Source organism: Flavobacteriales bacterium (genome assembly GCA_019694795.1).
Lineage (GTDB): Bacteria > Bacteroidota > Bacteroidia > Flavobacteriales_D > UBA2798 > UBA2798.
The window spans coordinates 113,187-134,338 of the sequence record JAIBBF010000001.1; the positions used below are offsets into that span (position 1 = coordinate 113,187).

Sequence of the window (21,152 nt, forward strand, 5' to 3'; positions counted from 1 at the left end):
GTGAAGGGTTGTGCTGACTTTGGCATTGATTTTGCAACCCTATCATCAGGAAACAAAAATGAATACCATGAGAACTCTCTTTGTATCGTTCCTTATGCTGATAGCTACGGGACTTTTCGCTCAGGCAGACATCACCGATCAGGTGGCCGGTTACATCAAAACCGCCAATGTGAAGGAGCTGGCTAAGCATTTCGCTGATAACATTGACCTTGCAGTTGAGGAAGTGGACGATATTTACAGTCGTGCACAAGCGGAGCAGATTTTGAAAAAATTCTTCGACAAGAACCCTCCGAAAAACTTCACCATTGCTCATTCCGGAACCTCTAAATTAGGTATAGAGTACCGAATTGGGGATCTCGAAACAGCCAATGGTAAATTCCGGGTACACATCAACCTGAAAAAAGTGGGTGATGTTTATCAGATCAACCAGTTCCGTATAGAACCTGCATAAGGTGTTTTAAGGGCAAATGATTAGTTTTGCCCTATGGAACTTAACAATCTGATTCAACAAGCCCTTATTGAGGACGCAGGAGACGGAGATCACACTTCGCTGGCTTGCATCGTAAAGGGGACCCAAAGCAAAGCCAAATTACTGGTAAAGGAAGATGGAATCCTTGCCGGAATGCGGGTAGCGCTTGAAGTGTTTAAACAGGTCGATTCACAACTGAAAATAAACGCACTATTAAACGATGGCGACATGATCCGTAAAGGAGATGTCGCCTTTTTTGTGGAAGGAAGTGTACACTCCATTCTACTCGCCGAGCGATTGGTGCTTAACATCATGCAACGCATGAGTGGCATTGCAACCATTACTCACTCCATTGTAAAAAAACTGGAAGGCACTTCTTGCCAGGTGCTCGACACCAGAAAAACGACTCCTTTACTTCGCTCACTGGAAAAAGAAGCTGTGCGCATTGGCGGCGGTGTAAATCATCGCATCGGATTATATGATATGATTCTAATCAAGGATAATCATGTTGACTATGCCGGTGGAATTACTGCGGCACTGAATGCAGCGGTGGATTATCTGGCAAAAACAGGTAAAAACCTGAAAATAGAAATTGAAACCCGCAACTTAAAAGAACTGGAAGAAGCCATTCAACACGGAGGCATGCACCGGGTGATGTTTGATAATTACGCAATGGAGGATTTAGTGGAGGGAGTGAAAATGGTCAACAAAAAATTCGAAACGGAAGCATCCGGAGGAATTACACCCGAAAATGTTCGCAGTTATGCAGAAACCGGTGTAGATTTTATTTCAATGGGATGTTTAACGCACTCCGTGAAATCGCTTGATCTTAGCCTTAAGGCATGTTAAAGAAATTTCAACATATTAAGGCATATATTAAGGATCTGACCTCACGCATTGTGTTGCCGGGCTTTGAAGGACAAAATCTTTTTGATGTAGGAAAATTTTTTGTGCAGGGATTAAGCAGTGCCAATGTTGCCACCCGCGCAGCATCGGTAACTTATCGCTTTTTAATGGCAGCATTTCCACTGATCATTTGTATTTTTTCCCTCATTCCATTTGTACCGATTGATCATTTTCAGGAAGATATTCTTACCTACATCCGCTCATTTTTTCCATCGGAAGTATATGCCTTTTTCGATGATGCACTGGTGGATTTGATTACCTACAAACGAACCTTTTTGTTATCCATCGGATTTGCAGTTACCATCTATCTGGCCTCCTCCGGAATTAATGCCTTACTCGAAGCATTTTCATCCTCCTATCACCTGGATGTAAAACGAAAATTTCATAAGCAAATATTGTGGTCGCTCTTATTGCTTTTCGCTTTTATGGTTTTTGCTATTTTGCTGACACTGATTTCCGGATTCGGACAAATGCTGATTGATTACCTGAGCAGAAAACATTTTATGGATAGTACCTTTTCGTGGACCGTTATGACTATTCTCAAAAATGTAATTCTCTTTTTTCTGTATTACAGTGTTATCAGCATGCTGTATAACATTGGCCATACCGAACGCGAGAAATGGAAATATTTTACAGCAGGAACCACTATGGCCACATTGCTGATTATTCTTTTTCAGAAAGGATTCTCAATGTACCTGACGGATATTGCCAAGTTCGATAAGCTGTATGGTCCACTTGGCGCATTCCTTGGATTCATGTTGTTTTTCTATTACTTATTTTATCTGTTGATCATTGGTTTCGAACTCAATCTTTCCATTCACCATGTGAAGAAAATGAAACGAAACACTGAAAAATTGTAACATTGATTCATTAAACCTAAATTGCATATTCTCTTACTTTTTGCTTATGAAACGAATATTTATTCTCCTGGTACTTTCCATACTGATTATTCCAATCAAAGCACAGGTGTACGATCCATTATTTCCTCCGAATACCTATCGTGCCAACGATAATCCACAGTACTGGAAAAACCGTATTCCATTTGAAGGTTACTGGCAACAGGATGTACATTATATTATCAAAGCAAAAATCAATGAGCAAACGGATATCATTGATGGTGATCTGACTTTGATTTATACCAACAACTCGCCCGATGATTTGCCTTTTGTTTATTTCCACCTGTACCAGGAAGCATTTCAACCCGGATCTTATTTCGACAAACTCAATCACGCGAATAATAGCTACCCGAATTATGGTCCTTATGAAAAACTCGGATTAGGAACGGAAGTCAGTGAAGTAATCAGCGCGGGACACGTCCTGAAAACGGAACAAGACAATACCATTTTAAAAGTATATCTCGAAAAACCGATCAAAAGCGGAACCAGCGTTGAATTTCACATTCGTTTTAAAACCTATTTCGATAATGAGGGCGGAGTTGGAAGAAGATTCAAACAATTTAAGACGAATGGTTACAATCACTATGATGGTGTTCACTGGTACCCGCGTATCAGTGTGTACGACCGGAAATTTGGTTGGGACACCTACCAACACCTCGGCAAAGAATTTTATGGCGATTACGGATGTTTTGATGTGGAACTGGAATTTTCTTCGAACTACATTGTAGAGGCCACCGGAAATCTCATTAACCGAAATGAAGTTTTACCTGCAGAATTAAGAGCAAAACTCGATATTAAAAATTTTACTAAACCCATTCCGGAATCTGCCATTTCAGAAATTATTCCTTACGATTCTACAAAACGTAAAACCTGGAAGTTTCATGCAGAAAATGTCCACGACTTTGCATTTACTGCAGATCCAACCTATCGTATTGGAGAAGCCAGCTGGAATGGTATTACCTGTATTTCGGTAGCGCAGGAACACCATGCATGGAAATGGCAAAATGCTGCAGAATACACCGCAAAGATCATTGAAACCTATTCCACCGATTTCGGAATGTATGTTTATCACAAAATGGTAGTTGCAGATGCACGCGACGGAATGGAATATCCGATGTTGACATTAGACGGAGGATTTGAACCCGATTATCGCGGACTCCTAGCTCATGAAGTAGGCCACAACTGGTTTTTTGGTCAGGTAGGAAACAATGAAACTTACCGTGCTGCATTAGATGAAGGATTCACACAATTTCTCACCGCATGGGCACTTGAACATATTGACGGGGATACCATCATTAAAACTCGTCCGAGAAATTCCTACAGCAATAAATTCAAACATTACGATTTGGTACGCGAAACTTCCGTTTACGGAGGATACCTACGCGATGCTGTAAAAGGAGAAGATGCATTTTTAAATACCCATTCCGATGATTTCGAAAGCGCATTGGGACATGGCGGAGGTTATCGTCATGTGTATTACAAAACAGCTACCATGTTGTATAATCTTCAATATGTATTAGGCGATGAATTGTTTTTAAAAGCGATGAAACATTATTTTGATCAATGGAAAATTGCTCACCCTTACATTGAAGATTTTAGAAATAGCATTATTCAGTATACAAAAGTCGACCTCAATTGGTTTTTCGATCAGTGGTTCGAAACCAAAAAGTCGATCGATTACTCCGTAAAACATGCACGTTTTGGAGAGGAAAAAAATCAATATAAAATCACCTTCGAACGCAAAGGTGAAATGCAAATGCCGATTGATTTTGTTGTTATTGGTGAAAATGATTCTACCTATTCCTTTCACATCCCGAATACCTGGTTTGTAAAACAAACAGAGGCCACCGTATTACCCAAATGGACCGGTTGGGGCAAACTCAACGAAAGCTATGAAGCGGTAGTCATTTTACCTGCAGGAATTAAAGACATCATCATTGATCCCAGCAATCGTCTGGCTGATATTGATCAATTGAACAACCGTTTAAAATTGCCGGTGAAGTATGAGTTCGACTCCCGCATTTATAATACACCGGATCCTCACAATTACCAGGTGTTTGCTCGTCCCGATTTATGGTACAACGGTTACGACGGAATTAAAGCCGGGGTTCACGTGAATGGAAATTACATGAACTACAAACATATTTTCGATCTCAATCTTTGGATCAATACCGGATTCATGCACAATCTGCCCAATTGGGTTCAGTCGAACGATGGCATAAATAATTATTTCGATCCCATTTCGGTTCGTTTGAATTACAAAACCGGATTAAATAAAAAATTGGGAAAAGCGAATTTCCTATTTGGCGGAAAAATTCTCGACGGATTAAAATCGGTAGAAACAGGAATTGAAAAATGGAGCGAAAGTGAGAAAGTCAGAATGTACGCCAGTGCAAAACTGATGTACAGAAAAGATACAGCCGACAGAAACTATCTGCTTTATCCTGACCAATGGTTGGCGGATAAATTCAATAACACATTGAATGTTGGTCTGGATAAAAAATACAATTACAAAAATGGAAATGGATTTGTGAATTTTAATTTGCGCAGCTCCGCATTAGGAAGCGATTACTCCTATGCGCAATTATCCATGACCTCTATTCACCGCACTAAAATCTGGAGAACAACCTTAAGTACACGAATTTTTGCGCAATACGGAACAGGAACAGATTTACCACGGGAAAGTGCCCTATACATGGCAGGTGCCAATCCGGAAAAATTAATGGACAGCAAATACACCCGTTCCATTGGTATTGTTCCGAATGATTGGGCCGGTTCATATGGAGCAAGCACCAATCACTTTCAGGCCGGTGGCGGATTAAATCTGCGCGGTTATGCAGGGTATTTATGTCCGGAACAAGACAGCATCGGCAATATTTCTTATTACTATGCCGGCAACAGCGGGGCGAGTATTTCAGCCGAACTGGATCTCCGAGATATCGTAAAATGGAAACCCCGCAAATTGAGCCGGTATTTTGGTTTAGATATTTATCTGTTTGGCGATGCAGGTGTAATGAGTAAAAACATCGACGGAAAAGAAATAAAAGCTACAACACTTCGCGCAGATGCGGGAATCGGAAGTGCATTGCATATTAAGAAATTTGGTCCGCTCGAAATGGTAGAACCACTGGTTATTCGTTTCGACATGCCCTTATTCCTAAATGCAATTCCGGCTAGCGACAATAATTATTTTCAGTTTCGTTGGGTAATGGGAATCAGTCGTTCTTTCTGATTCCAGCTTTACGAGCAAGTTTCGCGCCTAAAAAACGAATCTCCGGAGAAACACCGGAAAACCAGACCAGCAACGCAAAAACAAGCGCAATGATGCTGGAACGATAAGCTACATTAAAAAAAACGGCTTTTAATTTTTCGGCCATTGCTGCATCATTGGAATAATGCATTATTTCCGGAAGATAATATCCAATCCCAAAGGGAACCAGTAAACAAATCAGCATTGCAATATTGCTTTTATGAAAAGGAGCAATGTTGAATTTCCGGTATAAAAATTCAGCTTTTAAAACATTATAAATTAAAATACAAAAAGCAGTAGCAATCGCAGCACCGGTGATACCCATAACGGGAAGCAATATTAAATTTGTAAGGACTGCAAGGGAAAGTAAGATTACATTATAATAAAAATTATACCGGTAGTAAGGCGTTGCAGATAATATCACGCCATTTATGGAAGTAAACAAATCAAACAATTTCGAAATTCCTAAAAACAAAAAAGGATATTTAGCTACACGAAAAGGTTCCGGCAACAAGGCCAGCATTGTATCGATATTGATCCAGATTAAAATAAAAATGATTCCGCCCACCAGTGTTTGGTGCAGGGAATTGGAACGATATAACTTCCGGATATTATCCCAATCGTTCCGGTGTACCGATTCATTGACCACTGCCAATGAAACATTAACCAGCGACCTTCCCGGCAATGAAATAACAGTGGCCATAAAAAAGGCCAGTTGATAATATAAAATATCCGCAGAACCGATTATGGCACCGATCATTATGACATCAATCTTATTGATAAAAATATTGGCTCCGCTATCGAGCACCGAATAGGCACCGAAGGATAGCAATTCATTGCGCTCTTTTTTATCGGCAGGTTTTTTAATCTTGAATAACCGGAATCCGCCAATTGTAAATAGCATTACAAAAAACTGCAAAGCATAAGCTAAAACCGAATACCAGAACAAAGCAACAAAATCGATTTTACCGAGGTAATACAATGCAAAACCAAGAATGAGAATGATGCGGATAAAGACCTCATTAAAAAACGATCCAAGGGTATTTTTAAAATCAGCAATGGCAATTCCGTTGAGCGAGCGGAAATAGGTCATAAATACAGTGTGCAAAAACAAAATGATCACCAGAAATCCGACATCCATCACAGGTTCTTTCACAATGATTCCCATGAACCAATATCCGCCAATACCTAAGAACAGCGCCAGAATAAACATCCCAATAAAAGGAAACAACCAGGTGTAATAATGCAATTCTTCCCGCCGGTTTTCTGCCCTGAAACGAGGCATAAAGCGAACGGCAATGTTGATGGCGCCAAAATTTAAAAATTGAGAAAAGACCACCGCCCAGGCAACAATCAATTGCAGCAATCCGAATTTTTCCTTCGAAATTTCATCGGAGAACATAAACGGAACAATCACCAGATTGGTGAAAGCACCAATGCTAAAGCCGATTAAAAGATTAACCGCACTAAAAATTCCTTGTCTGGCAACTATACCCATAAGCTAGATAAGGGTAAAACTAAGTATTATTCTTCAAGAATTTGATCAAGTTCAGGCTCCGAAAAGCAAAACGGGACTTTCATTTTCGTATTTTGGTCCTTCACAAACTTTAACATGAGCGACAAATCTCAACTCGAATCGAAAGGCTGGGTCTGGAAAACAGCAGTATTCTCCAAGGAAGAAATTGCACAAATCCGGAAATGGGCCGAGGAAGCCAAAAAGAAAAATCCAATGGGCGATCTGCTGCAGGACGACAATTTATGGAAAGTCCTTACCGATGACCGTGTTTTAAACCTCGTGAAAGAATTAGTAGGACCCAACCCCGTATATTTCGGCGATTCAAATATTTCATTCGATGTGTCGGATAATGGTTTTCATAAAGACAATGTCGATCGTTTTAATCCTACCGGCGGCGACTGGAAAGGTCAATACACCATTGTGCGAATGGGAATTTATCTTCAGGACCATTTTGAACATTCAGGCGGATTAACGCTGCGCGAAAATTCGCACACCAAACCAGGAAATGATCATGGAAAAATCATCAATGTAAGAACCAAAGAAGGAGATTTACTGGCCTGGTACCTCACAACTACCCATAGCGCCAATGCACATGTGATGAAAATGGCACCCAACTGGCATTTGCATCCACGCATTGCACGGCGAATTCCCGGATTTCTTTTGCAACCTAAAATCCGTCCACGCATAGCACTATTCTTTTCCTTCGCTGCTAACGACGAACACCTGAAGCGATTCATCACGTATTTGGAAACACGCGAATATGCCGTAAACCGCTGGAGAAATTCCTATTACGCTCCGGAAAAAATCGAAGCAGCTAAAGCAAAAGGATTAACCATTTTAGACATGCACGAAGCTTCGAAATCGATGGATTTATCGAAGGTGAGCAAAGAGCATGTGGAGATGAAGTAATTAATCGACATCACCCGACTCGAGCGGGTGACCTACTTGTAAATCGCGGCTGGCTTTTTTACCGAGAATCACATCAAAATATCGCGGGTGCAAACCTTTGGCGGGACGAATCACTTTTATGTTGGCCTCACTAAACACTTCACCTTTGGTGATAGGAGAAGAAACGTAAATGGACCGTTTAAATTCGAGACTTTTTTTCTCTTTCTCGGTTAAATCGTAACTCACTTTCCCCAATGAAAGCCAGGCGCGTTCCGTTTCCACCACCAATGCTTTTAATTCTTCGGGTTCCATCGAAAATGCACTATCTACTCCACCATCTGCACGACGCAAAGTGAAGTGTTTTTCAATCACCACTGCACCCATGGCCACAGCAGCAATACCCACTCCAATTCCCATTGTGTGATCCGAGAGTCCGGCAAGCACACCAAACCGATGTTCCAAATCAGGAATCGTGCGAACATTGGTGTTTTCGGGTGAGGCAGGATAGGTGCTGGTGCATTTCAGTAAAATCAATTCTTTACATCCCGCATCCTTCAGCACTTTTACAGATTCAGTAATATCATCCACCGTAGCAACACCGGTCGACATAATCACCGGCTTTCCTGTTTTAGCTACCTTTTTCAGTAAAGGATGATGCGTATTTTCGAATGATGCAATTTTATAAAGGGGGACATTCAAACTTTCCAAAAAATCCACAGCCGATTCATCAAAAGGAGAACTGAATGCAATCATACCATGTGCTTTGGCGCGGTCGAAAATAGCCTGATGCCATTCCCAGGGCGTATAAGCCTCTTTATACAACTGATGCAATTCTTTCCCCTGCCAGAGCGAACCTTCGTCCTGAATGGTATAAACACCCTTCATGGTGATGGTATCTGCGGTATAGGTTTGAAGTTTTAAAGCATGAGCACCACTAGCGGCAGCGGCATCCACCAGTGCAAGTGCACGATCGATGGATTGATTATGATTGCCCGACATTTCGGCAATGATAAAAGGCTTATGATGTTTGCCGATGGTATAGTTTTCTATTTTGATTTCCTGCGTCATAATTTCAAATTTGAAAAATGAATCATATCCATTTCATACCTAAGGACCTTTATTTCATTTAATTCATCATTAAATTCCTTAAATGCATTTTTTAAAAAAGCTTTTTGCGAAGCAACATTTTCTAATTTTACCCAGCCCTGAACTTTTTCGATTTCCGGGTGGTGAAAGATGATATATTCGATGGCTTTCTTCATCAACACGAAGGACAATCCTTTACCTCTGAATTTCTTATCCAAAGAATAATTAACGGTTGCCGTATTTCCTTCTATCGAAAATCTAACTTGTCCAACGGATTCATTTTCCCGCTTCAACTTCAACAACAATTGCGACTCATCCCCCATCTTTTCAGCAAACCATTTTTGGTGTTCCTCGAATGGAATGGGATTAGAATTAAATGATTGACTTCTCGTATCCGGATCATTGGCCCATTCAAAATAAAGTTCCAAATCGGAGAAGTCGGCCTCCTGGATATAATACTCCGTTTCCTCAGCAATGGAATGAAACAAATCAGGATAGGAATAATCCACCATTTCTTTTCTCCATGATTCTAAAACGGAACGATTCGTTTCATTTTTTCCTTTTAACCAATCAGTAAACGGAACGGCAACTTTCGATTCATGGAGGTAATCAAATAAATTTAACTGATTCGCTGCAGTTCGTATGATGACTAATTGATCATTGCAACATAAAAATTCATAAGCGATGGTGCTCGATGAACAAAATCCAATTTTTGCTCTGCGCATTAAATGAACCATTTCATCTGCCTTCAGACTATGGTGAATTTTCACATTGCCCATCATACCATAATCTTCGAAAAACTGTTCATAATGCACAAAGGCAGATCCTAAAACAACATGAATCGGATCTTCCGGGTAATGTTGTAAAACATCACGCATCAGAATAGAAATACGGTTTTCAGGATCAGCACCACCGAGACAAACAAATACAGATTTTCCTGAAACCTGATTTCCGGTTTTTGCAGCCTCAACAAATGGTTTTCGTAATAAAGATTGCTTAAACCCGAATAAAAACCGGGTATAAAAAGGAGATTGATAGGCATTTCTTAATCGTTCTCCATCTGCAATATTAATAACCAAATCGGCCATTACCGGATAAGGATGATAATCATCCATAGTCACCAGAAACACACCTGCTTTTTTTAAAATTCGCTGGTACTCGGTATCGAAAGGATAGCCATCCAGCACTAAAATATCATTACGTGATAACTTAGATCCAAGTTCCTTCGCTTCAAGATGCAAGGAAGCGGAAGTGAGAAAGTGAATTTCCTGAAAAAAATCTCCGATTGTTTTTTTTATCAAATCCGGATCGGAACAGGTAAATAAAACGCAATGAAAATCCGATTTCAGTTTTTCAGCCAATGCGGCGAGTCGAAATAAATGTCCCAATCCGATTTTTGGATCCCCATCCGCTCTGAAACAAATTCTCTTCTTCACCCTTTCAACATTTTAAACTTCAGCTCAGCCATTTTCCAATCGCTTTCTTCATCGATATCCTGCACCTCCAATTCCGATAATTCTACAATGCCGGTGTTGTTGGTCCAGATTTTTTTTGAGGCTAATAACAAGTCGGGACGAAACCAATAAAATTGTCCGGCATCGTGATACACCGGTGCTAAATCCTGACTCCTGCTATTGAGGTGTTCGGGAAACATCAATTGCATTTTATCGTTGTTGAGCACAAAAGAACGTTGAACGGGAAAAGAATATTTAACAGCTGCAAAGACGGAGTCGAAATTTGAATCCTGAAGTTTTTTTAATCCCTCCTGCAATCGGTTTACCGATAACAATGGATTTGTAGCATAAACACAGCAGGCAAGATCAAAACGAATTCCTTGTTGCTGATACGCTTCTATCACTTCTACCAAAACATCTACTGTTCCAGCTGTATCGGAGCTGTTTTCTGCACTTCGAAAAAAAGGAACACTGGCACCAAGTGAACGCGCAATATCAGCTGTAACTTCATCGTCGGTGGAAACCATCACCTCATCGAACAATCCCGATTCAATGCAAGATTGAATGGCAAAACTGATCATGGGTCGACCTAAAAAATCGCGCACATTTTTTTTTGGAATCCGTTTACTTCCTCCGCGTGCAGGTATAATGGCGATTTTTTTCATGCATTATTTTTGAAAAAATTCTTTCATTTTTCCAATCACGTAAGCTTGTTCTTCATCTGTTAAAGAAGGAAACATAGGCAAGCTCAGGCATTGCTCATAATACGATTCCGCAAACGGAAACTCACCCGGTTTATGTCCGATTTCCCTATAATAAGGCATCAGATGAACAGGAATGTAATGGACCTGACAAAGAATCTGATTCTCCTTTAGAAAATCATACAACTCTTTTCGCTTTTTAGTCCGAATGATATATAAGTGATATGCGTGTCGAAAATGTTTATCGTGTTTCGGTAGTTTAATGGGCAATCCATCCAATTCGCGATCATAACGCGCTGCAATTTCAATACGGCGTTTCATTCCTTCATCTGCTCGCTTTAATTGCGAAGTACCCAAAGCAGCAAGTATATCAGGCATGCGGTAATTGTAACCCAATTCCTGCATTTCATAATACCATCCACCGTGATTTTCCTTCATTAATTCCGGATCACGTGTAATACCGTGCGTTCGGAGCTGCAATAATTTACGATACAATTTTTCGTCGTTGGTGGTAATCATTCCTCCTTCACCGGTGGCAATATGTTTCACCGGGTGAAAAGAAAAAACACTCATATCCGCAAAATTTCCGTTACCACATTTCTGTATTTTTTTGGTGGCATCGGTAAACCATGCACCGGGGGCGTGACAAGCATCTTCGATGATCCATAAACCGTGTTCATCCGCAATCTTGCGAAAATGATCCAGGTTGCAGGGATTACCAGCAAGGTCAACCGGTATTATTCCATGAAAATAACCTTTCGGTTTGGAAGCAATCAAACGAATTACTTCAATGGGATCCAGTAAAAAAGTTTCCGGTTCCACATCCGCAAAAAAAACTTCGCCACCACAGTAACGAATGCAATTGGCAGAAGCAGCGAAGGTGATGGGTGTAGTGATAACACGTGTACCGGAATGTACATTTAAAGCTAAAGCAGCAAGATGCAAAGCAGCTGTTCCATTCGTTACAGCTACTGCGTATTTCGCTTCTACATAATCAGCAAATGCTTGTTCAAATTCCGCTACAGCCGGACCCTGTGTTAAATAATCAGACTGAAGCACTTTGTTCACTGCTTCGATATCTTCGGGAGTAATATGCTGCCGTCCGTAAGGAATCGTTTTCATCACAAGGTGAAATTAGGATCTACAAATTTCCGAATGAGTTCACGGATTTGTTCTGCGCTTAACCAATCGGTATTCTCTCCGGAATTATATCCGAAACCAGCAGGAACACGTTTCGCTTTTCCGCTGTTGATGATTTCTTCAGCCAAAACATTCCATCGGTCATTATTCGGATAAATCACAAAATGCGAATCGTATTCGAGCGTATTCAACGCATCGGAAGGAGTAATCATGTCCTCATGAATTTTTTCTCCCGGACGAACACCTACCAATTCCGTTTTCACATTGGGTGCAATTGCTTTTGCTAATTCCATGATGTTGTAAGAAGGCAATTTCGGCACATACAATTCACCACCTTGTGCAGTGGCAATAGCATACATCACCAAATCGACGCCCTGCTCCAATGAAATATTAAAACGACTCATTTCACTGTGCGTGATGGGCAGCACACCCGAGTTGCGTCGCTCCATGAAAAAAGGAATAACGGAACCTCTGGATCCCATTACATTCCCATAACGTACCACCGAAAAACGGATGTCGCGGTTTCCTTTGATGTTGTTAGCAGCAATAAATAATTTATCGGAACATAATTTGGTAGCACCGTACAAATTAATCGGAGCAGCAGCTTTATCGGTCGACAACGCAACTACATGTTTAACATGGTTAGCCATGGCTGCTTCAATCACATTCTCTGCGCCATTTACATTGGTCTTGATGCACTCCGTTGGATTGTATTCGGCCGCAGGAACCTGCTTTAATGCAGCAGCGTGAATCACCACATCAATTCCTTCCATGGCCCGAATCATGCGTTCTTTATCGCGGACATCCCCAATAAAAAAACGAATGCCATCATATTTTGCTTTGGGAAAGAGCAGCGACATTTCGTACTGCTTCAATTCATCGCGCGAAAAAACAACAACACGTTTTACCTTCGGATAATCGCGAAAAATGGTTTCCACAAATTTCTTTCCGAACGAACCCGTTCCACCGGTAATTAAAACCGATTTCCCATTTAAATCAAGCTGGTGATTGTAAAATTTCATATACAGTAAATCAAATCCGGTATGGCGGACAATCAAAGGTAACAAAAAGAGGCATCAGTACAAGGGAAAACAGCCTGTGAAAATCAGTGTTTTCCTGAAAGAAACTGCTTTAATTCCGGGCTACCCATCCGCTCAAAGGCATCAATGAAGGAATCGGGACTGGCATTGATAATTCTCACGTTGCGATCTTCGGCATAGCGAAGAATAATGAAATACGATTCAAAGGTGTGTGCAAACTTCCAAAGCACCTCATGCAATTTACGCTGTCCTTTACCCAATTTTTTCATGGTTTCGGGTTTGCTGCTATTCGCATCGTAAAAATGCTTTTGGTTCACCAAAACGTTATTGTGATTATCCACACTAATTTGTGGCAGCCAGCTATGATCTGCACCCAAAAGAATGATATCCGAATAGCCTTTTTGCATGGCCATCATAATGGAGGGCACCAGCACATTGTGCGGACGAGGCATTCCCAATTGCCGGTCGAACATCCACTGGCGGAAAAAAGGAAATCCTTCTGCAGGTAAAATATTATAGTACGTAATTTTTATGTTTGGATTTTTTGATAAAATGGAAATCCAGAACGGAAATTTTTTGGCTTCCCAGGCAATAAAAACCTCCAATGGCCAGGTGGTTTTTTCAGCGATTGCATTAAATATTTTTAATCGGAAATCGATGTAAAAATCATCTACCCCATCGCGCCATAATTCCGGGGCGGAGGTAATAAAATAAGCGGGCTTTAAACGTTCATAGTCCTCTGTAGCCGGATAAAAATTGACACACATTAAATCCGCATTTGAAATGCTGTCGCCCAAACTTTCCACACTACTGTGAAGACTTGGTCCATTACCCAGAACAATTAACCGGCGATTGTTTTGTTTGCGAATGACTTTTCGCCATTTGGAAATCAGCAACAGTCGCAAAAACGTTTCTGCGCTTTGTCGTAATTGCTCAAAAAATAACCTCAGCTTTTCCATTTATTCCTTAGCGAAAAATAATCCCTGTGATACCCACCAGCGAAAGCGAATTAAAAATACTGCTTTTAGCGGTTGAAGCGTGAAGAAATAGCCCAAAAACAAAAACAATGTTGCGATCCATTTCAATTTTTCAGCCATTGCTTTAAAGAGAAATGCATGCCATCCCAATGATTTTGTTCGTACTCGTTCCGAAAATCCGATTCCTCTTGCCTGGCGGCGGATATAATCCACTTTCATGCGCGATTCGGGAATGATATGCTCCACCACCGTAGTTGGCAAATACCAGGGTTGAAATCCGGCTTCACGAATCCGGTTAAATAGATCTTTTTCTTCTCCCCCTTGAAGATTTTTCCCTTTTCTTCCCAGATTTACATCAAAGGCTCCTACTTTTTCCAATATGGATTTCCGCACGGCCATATTGGCTCCTATGGGATATTGACGCAATTGAAAAGGTTGGGCTTGTTCTCCTAAATCCATCGCTGCAACAAGCGGCATTAGAAAGTGCGACATCCACGCCGGTTTTCCTGCTTCAAAAACCGGAATGGTTTTTCCACCGCTGGCCACTATTTGTGGATGTGAATCATAAAAAGAAAGAATGGAAGAAACGAAATCAGGAGCCGCAAACGCATCATCATCCAGATACACCAGAATATCGCCTTTCGACTCCTTAAATCCTCTGTTACGGGCATAGGATAATCCCTGAGAAGTTTCAATGATGTATTGAACTTTTAAACCGGGAAATGCGGCGATTTTTTCTTGACAAATGACATCGGTTGAATCGGTGGATTGATTATTGACCAAGACCAATTCATAACTGTTTTTATCTGCATTCTGATTTGCAACGTTATCGATGGCGCGACCAATATACTGTTCGCGATTATAGGTACAAACGATCAACGAAACACGAATGCTGCTCATTAAGCTGCTGTTTTACGCGAACGTCGGAATTCCATGTAACCAAATAATGCAACTGCAATCAATAACATCAGATTACCTGCAAGATTTATTTTCTTCATGGATTTAAAGTTATCCGGCTCAAAGGTGAATTCAATCACGTGATCGCCTTTAGGAACATCCATTCCGCGAAGAATATAATTTACACGAACATAATCGGCAGGCTGACCATCAATGGTTGCTTTCCAGCCTTTGTCGTAATAAATCTCGGAGAAGACCACAAATCCATCCTGCGAATTTTTGGTTTTATACACCAGGTGATTCGGCAAATACGATTCCAATTGAACCGATGCGTTGGAATCAAGCACCACATTACTGAATTTGACTTTATCCTTAAACCGCACATCCGCGATCACCGAATCTTCAATCGCAAAATTGGTGATTTTAAATGCAACCGAATCCACCTGTTTCCCTTCGTGTACAACCTGTAATGTTTCTGCCGGCACAACATTGGATACCGCCATCACTTCTTCATTGGCATCATTTACAAAACGCACATTCGAAGCAAACCAGGCTGGTCCTTTCGCTTTCGGATTGACTGCTGCGGGAATACCCGGATTTAAAACGATGTATTTTGTATTGAGCATATTGAGCAAATGCGTGCGCTCAAAAATTCCGGTGCTTGGCATAATGGTGGACAATTGCTCAACCGGTACATTGTTCTTCAGCATTTGATTCAGCAATCCATAACACATATTGTGTTCGCGGCGAATACCGAATTCAATCAGTTCCTGATAGCGCTTTAATTTTGCACCGTGATAGCCGCCAACCGATTTATGGAAATAAGAAATGGCAGAAGAATTAAACGGATCTCCCACACCCAATACACGGTAATTCGAATTGAAATTCAAAGCCGGAAATGCACCTTCAATCATTTGTGCTACCTGCAAATCTTTTCCTTTTTCAGCCTGCACCGATTGCATTTCAGTCTGAATTTTTTTCATCAGCTCAGGATTGTTGGTCACTTCCTGATTTAAAATAGAAATGTCACCATTGGAAGGCATATAAGGATACTCACCTGCCTTTTGCCAGGAAATGTATTCCGAACCTTGTTTTTCATCGTTCAGATAACGACGATCAAACGAATATAAATCGGCAGTAATAATTACACCTATACCAATTAACATCACCGACTTCGGCAGATTATTGTAGATGTAAAAATAGATCAGGGCAAATCCTAACAAAATAATTCCAAGCGAACGAAATGCATCTCCACGGAATAATTCCATACGGTAGGCCACCAGCTCCTCCTGTAAATCGCCTAATTGCATCGCCATAGGTGAGCCGAATAAGCGCATATCATTTTCACTCAGGAAGGAAATAAATGAAGATGGAACAGCTACTACCAATAATAAAACACCGAAAACACTTCCGGCAGCAATGAGAAATTTCTTCTTTTCGCGCACAAACCGATCTTTATCTTCAATCAATTCCTTAATGAATAAAATAGCCATGAAAGGCATGGTCAGTTCAATCATCGTAATGATCATCGAAACCGATCTGAATTTATTGTAACCCGGGAAGTGGTCGATAAAGAATTCGGTGAAGCCCATAAAGTTTCTACCCCAACCAAGGAATAAGGCCAAAACAGAGGCAGCGAGAATGGCCCATTTTAGTTTATCCTTAACAAACACAAAACTGAGAACAAAAAGGAAAACCACTAATGCACCCATGTAGGTGGGACCACTGGTAAAGGGCTGATTTCCCCAATAAGAATTAATCGGAGCGCCTTGTTCGGCCAATGAGCGGATCAATCCTTTATTACCGCTACTGATCGCTTTCGTTTTTGCAAAAGCCTCTTCATTTCCTATGAAACCGGAAGAGGGACCATTTGCACTTGGGAAAACAAAAGACCAGGATTCGGCAATACCATAACTCCAATCGGTGATATACGCTTTATCCAATCCCTGATCGGCCTGTGAAATAATTCCATCACCACTTATGGTGAGCTCGGAAGGACCACGCGTTGTATCTTTTCCATATTCGTAGGTATTCCACAAATTGGAAGAGGAAGCCATAATTCCCAATGCAGCGCCGATGACTAAAAATCCACTCCGCGTAAAAAATTGCATCAGGTTTTTCTTTTCGACTATGGTATTTACGAGTTCTCCAATTCCAACGATGAGTAAAAGAATAAACAGATAGTAAGTGATTTGAACGTGATTCGACTGCAATTCCAATCCAAAAAACAAGGTAAAAATTGCAGCACCCAGCCACATGTTTCCACGCAGGAGCATTATGAATCCACCCAATACGGCAGGGGCATAAGCCAATGCGTGAACCTTGGTATTGTGTCCTGCTTCAACAATAATGATGAAGTAGGATGAAAATGCATAAGCAACGGCCCCAATAATGGCCAGCCATGGATCCACTTTCATGCATAACATGAGAATGTAAAATCCTAAAAACAGCAATAGAAAATAACCAACTACTCCCGGAAACCATAATTGAAGTGCCCGGTCAACCTCATGCAGCAAATTGGTGTTATTATAAACATCAATCTGATAGGCCGGCATACCACCAAACATGGAATTGGTCCATAAAGGCTCATCACCATACGTTTTCCGGTAATCATGGATCTCCTTGGCCATTCCCTTGTAATTGATGACGTCGGCCTGACGCAGCTCATAGCCCTTTGTAATCGGAGAAAAATAGCTTAGCGTAAGAGCTACAAATACCACAAGGGCAGCCAGATAAGGCAAAAACTTTTTAAAATCGATGTTTTTCATTGGCAGAATTATGCGAATGACCAAATGTAATAACAAATGGTCATTTCCATACCCTTCACCGAGTGAATAAAACCTTAATGCTGTTAATAATGCTTAATCCTTGACTTCCTCGTAATCGATGTATTCGGAATTATCATCACCGTATTTTCCCGGTTTAGAGGGCTTGTGCTGCCCCCCGACTTGTTGTCCGCGGTTTTGCCCGGTAGCTGGGTTTTGTGTTTTATTGGCTGATGCAGATAAACGTCGGAAATAGCCAAGAAGCCACATAATGGCAATCAAAATAACCAGTGCTTCAATGATGTTGACTTTCCCCATTTATTTATCGGCTCAGGTAAAGATTTCGTTCCGAATAAATCTGACGGAAATAAGGATCTTTCAAATCATCAATGAAACGTATGGCTTCGCCGGTGGATTTCATTTCAGGACCTAATTCCTTGTTCACGTTCGGGAATTTCTCGAAGGAGAACACCGGAATTTTAATGGCATATCCTTGCTTACGCGGATTGAATTTAAAGTCTGTTACCTTATTTACACCCAGCATCACCTTGGTGGCGTAGTTGACATAAGGTTCGTCATAAGCTTTTGCAATGAAAGGCACCGTACGTGAAGCACGTGGATTAGCTTCGATGATGTAAACGATTTCATCTTTTATTGCAAACTGAATATTAATTAATCCAACCGTGCGCAATGCAACCGCAATTTTTCGGGTATGATCCTCAATTTGCTGCATTACTAAATCGCCCAGATTATACGGAGGCAATACCGCATACGAATCACCGGAGTGAATACCGGCAGGTTCGATGTGTTGCATTACACCGATAATGTGTACGTTTTCTCCGTCGCAAATTGCATCTGCTTCAGCTTCGATAGCACCGGAAAGGAAATGATCCAACAAGATTTTATTCTCCGGCATATCGCGTAAAATATCCACCACATGCTTTTCGAGTTCGTTCTCGTTGATTACAATTTTCATTTTTTGTCCGCCCAATACATAACTCGGACGAACCAATAATGGAAATCCAAGTTCCTTGGAAAGTTCTATGGCTTGTTCGGCCGACTCCACCACTCCGAATTTCGGATAGGGAATATTATTTTCTTTCAAAAGCGTAGAGAAACTACCACGGTCTTCAGCTAAATCCAGTGCTTCAAACGACGTACCGATAATTTTAATTCCGTAGCGATTCAGTTTTTCGGCTAGTTTCAGCGCGGTTTGTCCGCCCAATTGCACAATAACACCTTCCGGTTTTTCATGCAAAATGATTTCATAAATATGCTCCCAGAAAACAGGTTCAAAATAAAGTTTATCTGCCGTATCGAAATCGGTAGAAACCGTTTCCGGATTGCAATTGATCATAATGGTTTCAAAGCCACATTCGCGCGCGGCTAACACGCCATGTACGCAGGAATAATCAAACTCAATCCCTTGTCCGATTCGGTTGGGACCTGAACCTAACACTACAATTTTCTTTTTATCGCTCACCACCGATTCATTTTCCTGTTCGAAGGTAGAATAATAATACGGCGTTTGCGCTGGGAATTCGGCGGCACAGGTGTCCACCAGTTTGTATACGCGACGAATACCTGAATCCTGGCGACGGTTAAACACTTCACTTTCCAGGCAACGGAGGAGATGTCCTAATTGACGATCTGCATATCCTTTTTGCTTGGCTTCGAAAAGTAATTCGTGAGGAATGGTTTGAATAGTATATTTTTCAATTTCCTTTTCCATCATCACCAATTCTTCAATCTGGCGAAGGAACCATTCATCGATTTTGGTTTTCTCCTTGATGGTTTTAAATGGAATTCCAAGTTTAATGGCATCGTAAATATGGAACAAACGGTTCCAGCTTGGATGCTCTAAACTTTGCAATATTTGATCTTGATTCGTTAGCTCTTTTCCGTCAGCACCTAGTCCGTTGCGACGAATCTCGAGTGATTGACATGCTTTTTGTAAGGCTTCCTGGAATGATCTTCCGATTCCCATTACCTCACCTACCGATTTCATTTGCAAACCGAGTTCACGATCTGCACCCTGAAACTTATCGAAATTCCAGCGTGGAATTTTTACGATTACATAATCGAGTGTTGGTTCAAAATAGGCAGAAGTTGTTTTTGTAATCTGGTTGCTCAACTCATCCAGTGTATAACCAATCGCTAATTTCGATGCGATTTTTGCAATGGGATAACCGGTTGCTTTCGATGCAAGTGCAGAAGAGCGCGAAACACGGGGATTAATTTCAATGGCAATAATATCCTCATTCACATCATCACTCACCGCAAACTGCACATTACAACCTCCTGCAAAATTCCCGATGGAACGCATCATCTTGATGGCCATGGTACGCATTTTCTGATAGGTCTTATCCGAAAGCGTCATTGCAGGTGCCACAGTAATGGAATCACCGGTGTGAATACCCATCGGATCAAAATTCTCGATGGAACAAATGATGGCTACATTATCATTTTTATCGCGCAACAACTCCAACTCAAATTCTTTCCAGCCAATCACTGCTTTATCAATCAACACTTCGTGAATGGGTGAAGCATGCAATCCACGGGTAAGCAAACGATCGAAATCTTCCGCTTTATGAACAAAAGAAGCACCTGTTCCACCCAGGGTGAAAGAGGGCCGAATTACCAATGGAAATCCGATTTTCTGCGCAATTTCTTTTCCTTCAAGGAATGATTTAGCAATAAATGAAGGGGCCTGGCCAATTCCGATCTGGTTCATCAACTGGCGAAACTTCTCACGGTCTTCCGTGATTTCAATGGCTTTAATGTCGACACCAATCAACCGGACATTGTATTTTTCCCAAATTCCCAGCTCTTCACATTTCATACAAAGATTCAAACCGGTTTGTCCGCCCATCGTTGGCAGCACCGCATCAATCTTATGTTGTTGCAAAATGTACTCGATGGACTCCGGTTCCAGGGGTTTCAGATATACATTATCCGCAACCACCTTATCCGTCATAATCGTAGCCGGATTGCTGTTAATGAGTGTGACTTCTATACCTTCTTCACGTAGTGAACGGGCTGCCTGTGAGCCGGAATAATCAAATTCGCAGGCCTGTCCGATGATGATGGGTCCCGATCCGATGATCAGGACGGATTTAATGCTTTGGTCCTTAGGCATAGAGCAATGAACTGTTTTGAATCGCGCA

General features: G+C 41.2%; 16 protein-coding genes. 5 read left to right on the forward strand and 11 right to left on the reverse strand.

From position 1 onward, the window contains the following. The first annotated feature begins 67 nt into the window (after window positions 1-67). Genes K1X56_00435 through K1X56_00450 form a run of 4 tightly spaced genes read left to right on the forward strand, consistent with a single transcriptional unit; the run spans window position 68 to window position 5,503 of the window. The gene (locus tag K1X56_00435; protein MBX7093159.1) at window positions 68-451 is read left to right on the forward strand and encodes a DUF4783 domain-containing protein; all 384 of its coding nucleotides are present in this window, start codon (window positions 68-70) and stop codon (window positions 449-451) included. 33 nt (window positions 452-484) lie between these two features. After that, window positions 485-1,318 carry a carboxylating nicotinate-nucleotide diphosphorylase gene (gene nadC, locus K1X56_00440; protein ID MBX7093160.1) on the forward strand — a complete coding sequence of 278 codons (834 nt, stop codon included), beginning with the start codon at window positions 485-487 and terminating at the stop codon, window positions 1,316-1,318. Further along, entirely contained in the window at window positions 1,312-2,235 is a 924-nt protein-coding gene (locus K1X56_00445) for a YihY/virulence factor BrkB family protein (protein MBX7093161.1), read from the forward strand. Before nadC ends, K1X56_00445 begins: the two co-directional genes overlap by 7 nt. 46 nt (window positions 2,236-2,281) lie before the next feature. Next, a complete protein-coding gene (locus K1X56_00450) occupies window positions 2,282-5,503 on the forward strand; it encodes a M1 family metallopeptidase (protein MBX7093162.1) in 3,222 nt (1,073 codons plus the stop codon). Here K1X56_00450 and K1X56_00455 read toward each other — a convergent pair. Further along, window positions 5,487-7,019, reverse strand: coding sequence for an oligosaccharide flippase family protein (locus tag K1X56_00455; protein MBX7093163.1), 1,533 nt, complete (start codon window positions 7,017-7,019; stop codon window positions 5,487-5,489). The two genes, K1X56_00450 and K1X56_00455, sit on opposite strands and share 17 nt — an antisense overlap. A 114-nt stretch (window positions 7,020-7,133) precedes the next feature. On the opposite strand from K1X56_00455, the gene K1X56_00460 reads away from it, so the two are divergent. Further along, window positions 7,134-7,946 (forward strand): hypothetical protein, encoded by an 813-nt coding sequence (locus K1X56_00460; GenBank protein ID MBX7093164.1) that lies wholly within the window; start codon window positions 7,134-7,136, stop codon window positions 7,944-7,946. Here K1X56_00460 and pseI read toward each other — a convergent pair whose 3' ends face one another. The 10 genes from pseI to carB all read right to left on the reverse strand — a co-directional run bounded on the left by pseI (window position 7,947) and on the right by carB (window position 21,124). Continuing rightward, window positions 7,947-8,981, reverse strand: a complete 1,035-nt coding sequence (pseI, locus tag K1X56_00465; protein MBX7093165.1) for a pseudaminic acid synthase — start codon at window positions 8,979-8,981, stop codon at window positions 7,947-7,949. It lies immediately after the preceding gene. An 8-nt stretch (window positions 8,982-8,989) separates the two neighbouring features. Continuing rightward, window positions 8,990-10,447: a GNAT family N-acetyltransferase gene (locus tag K1X56_00470; protein ID MBX7093166.1), complete on the reverse strand. Its 1,458-nt coding sequence runs from the start codon at window positions 10,445-10,447 to the stop codon at window positions 8,990-8,992. After that, the gene (pseF, locus tag K1X56_00475; protein ID MBX7093167.1) at window positions 10,444-11,130 is read right to left on the reverse strand and encodes a pseudaminic acid cytidylyltransferase; all 687 of its coding nucleotides are present in this window, start codon (window positions 11,128-11,130) and stop codon (window positions 10,444-10,446) included. The genes K1X56_00470 and pseF overlap by 4 nt, the downstream gene beginning before the upstream one ends. A gap of 3 nt (window positions 11,131-11,133) precedes the next feature. Next, window positions 11,134-12,288, reverse strand: a complete 1,155-nt coding sequence (pseC, locus tag K1X56_00480) for a UDP-4-amino-4,6-dideoxy-N-acetyl-beta-L-altrosamine transaminase (protein MBX7093168.1) — start codon at window positions 12,286-12,288, stop codon at window positions 11,134-11,136. Continuing rightward, entirely contained in the window at window positions 12,288-13,328 is a 1,041-nt protein-coding gene (pseB, locus tag K1X56_00485; GenBank protein MBX7093169.1) for a UDP-N-acetylglucosamine 4,6-dehydratase (inverting), read from the reverse strand. Before pseB ends, pseC begins: the two co-directional genes overlap by 1 nt. Before the next feature lie 83 nt (window positions 13,329-13,411). Further along, window positions 13,412-14,305 (reverse strand): hypothetical protein, encoded by an 894-nt coding sequence (locus K1X56_00490; protein ID MBX7093170.1) that lies wholly within the window; start codon window positions 14,303-14,305, stop codon window positions 13,412-13,414. Then, a complete protein-coding gene (locus K1X56_00495; protein ID MBX7093171.1) occupies window positions 14,306-15,223 on the reverse strand; it encodes a glycosyltransferase in 918 nt (305 codons plus the stop codon). It lies immediately after the preceding gene. After that, window positions 15,223-17,988 carry a YfhO family protein gene (locus tag K1X56_00500; GenBank protein MBX7093172.1) on the reverse strand — a complete coding sequence of 922 codons (2,766 nt, stop codon included), beginning with the start codon at window positions 17,986-17,988 and terminating at the stop codon, window positions 15,223-15,225. The genes K1X56_00495 and K1X56_00500 overlap by 1 nt, the downstream gene beginning before the upstream one ends. Window positions 17,989-18,081: 93 nt before the next feature. After that, window positions 18,082-18,303 carry a DUF4834 family protein gene (locus tag K1X56_00505; GenBank protein ID MBX7093173.1) on the reverse strand — a complete coding sequence of 74 codons (222 nt, stop codon included), beginning with the start codon at window positions 18,301-18,303 and terminating at the stop codon, window positions 18,082-18,084. Between the two features lie 4 nt (window positions 18,304-18,307). After that, entirely contained in the window at window positions 18,308-21,124 is a 2,817-nt protein-coding gene (carB, locus tag K1X56_00510) for a carbamoyl-phosphate synthase large subunit (protein ID MBX7093174.1), read from the reverse strand. Window positions 21,125-21,152 lie beyond the last annotated feature (28 nt).